This is a genomic window from Pseudocitrobacter sp. 2023LY-00077 (genome assembly GCF_055796175.1).
Genome location: NZ_JBSPEI010000080.1, coordinates 1 through 1,318 on the forward strand (window position 1 = coordinate 1; position 1,318 = coordinate 1,318).

Annotated in this window: 1 protein-coding gene; it reads right to left on the reverse strand. The window is 52.7% G+C overall.

What is annotated here, in order from left to right; translation table 11 throughout:
• Window positions 1–30: 30 nt before the first annotated feature.
• The gene (locus tag ACWWFX_RS25740) at window positions 31–1,251 is read right to left on the reverse strand and encodes an ISL3-like element ISKox3 family transposase (protein ID WP_000343760.1); all 1,221 of its coding nucleotides are present in this window, start codon (window positions 1,249–1,251) and stop codon (window positions 31–33) included.
• Window positions 1,252–1,318 lie beyond the last annotated feature (67 nt).

Here is a 1,318-nt window from a genome sequence, read left to right on the forward strand (position 1 = left end):
ATGGGTCTTCCCCGATCATGGTGGGAAGGCTCAGAACGCCATATTCAGCTTTCCGTAGTGGAACATCACCCCCAGTTTAAAGCGCTCCCGGTTTCGGTATCCCCTGGCTTTTATCCTCAGCAGCCTGATCTTGCTGTTAAGTGCCTCCGCATTTCCGTTTGAGACACTGTGTCGCATCGCATTCAGGATCCCGTACAGCCTTTTTCCTATCGTTTTCGCGGCATTTTTCATCATGGGAACGTCACTGTTAGCCGCCAGCGCCAACCACCTCTGCCAGTCACTCCGTCTTTCCTCGCTCCATGGCCTGTTCCAGATATCCTTTGCCAGCTCTTTCAGCGCCCAGCACTGGCTCGTCAGCTTCATCTGTGCACGCAGCCACATCAGCTTTTCCTGCCGGGATTCGGTCATCCACTTATCGCTGTACTGCCACAGGAAGCGGGTTCCTTTTGCCTGGTGTCGGCTTTCAACAGGGAGGTGCGGATGTTCATTCTGACGGGTTTTATCAACTACCTCGCCCAGTTGCTTCGCCACATGGAAGCGGTCAAAGGCGATTTTCTCAACCGCACTGGGTAAGTGGATACGCGCTGCTCTTATATAGCCCGCGTTCATGTCCATTGAGAGCGTTTTGATAGCCAGCAACTGCCCATCAGTGAGCGTGCGAAGATAGCCGGCAAGACTCTCTGTGCCGCGATCATCCGTTAAGGCCAGCGCCCGACCATCGCGATCGGAGATCACCGTTATGTAACGATGTCCTTTTTTAAAGGCGACCTCATCCACATTCATATGACGGGCGGATAATGGCTTTTTTATCCGGGCAAGACCTCGCTTAACTGCCCGGGTCATAATGCCGTCAACCGCATTCCAACTGAGCTTAAGTTGCTTCCTGACAGCATCAACGGTGCTGATTTTCAGCCATGAGAGAACGAACGATTCGAATAGCAACGTATACCGGCTTCCGGGGCCAGCCCACGGAACAGGCAACGTCAGGCAGCCATGCTCCGGACACATAATTCGTGGAACATCGGCTTCAACAATAGTGGTGAACTGGCAGGTATCAAGATGGCGCCATTTACGATGACGGTGATCGTGAACAGAACAGGATTTACCGCAGGTCGGACAGGCTAGCCGGGTGTTTTCAGCGATCTCAATAGTGACAGTAACAGAACCGGCATTTTCATCGAGAGAAAGGGACTTTACCTGCCACGGATCGGACAGGTTGAGAATATGAGCGTAGAGGGACTTTTCGTCCATGGCGGTGACCTCTGGCGATTAAATACACCATTATCATGCCTTCAGCCACCACAACAAGGGAAGACCC

Bases quoted from the DNA above. Each gene is read 5' to 3' on its own strand.
- ACWWFX_RS25740 (WP_000343760.1), bottom strand. From the start codon at position 1,251: ATGGACGAAAAGTCCCTCTACGCTCATATTCTCAACCTGTCCGATCCG.